Source organism: Sedimentibacter sp. B4, from assembly GCF_000309315.1.
Taxonomy (GTDB): Bacteria; Bacillota; Clostridia; order Tissierellales; family Sedimentibacteraceae; genus Sedimentibacter; species Sedimentibacter saalensis.
In genome coordinates this window covers 1-208 of record NZ_CANG01001048.1, presented here as the reverse complement: position 1 = coordinate 208, position 208 = coordinate 1, and the positions used below count along the sequence as shown (strand labels likewise).

Here is a 208-nt window from a genome sequence, read left to right as displayed (position 1 = left end):
CGCCGCCGTCCAGCACCTCTCCCGCGCTGACACGCTGATCGTCGGCGGCACGTCCCTGGTGGTCTACCCGGCGGCGGGCCTCGTCTTGCCTTCGGCGGCGACCAGCTGGTGCTGATCAACAAGGAGGCCACCGGCTACGACCACCTGGCCAGCCTCGTCATCCACGAGCCGATCGGCGAGACCCTCGGCGCCGCCGTCCCTGCGTGAC

Annotated in this window: 1 pseudogene; it reads left to right on the top strand. The window is 71.6% G+C overall.

The annotated features are described in order from the left end of the window. Positions 1–207 (top strand): annotated as a pseudogene (locus tag BN358_RS25035) (NAD-dependent protein deacylase); the annotation flags it as partial. Position 208: the final 1 nt, after the last annotated feature.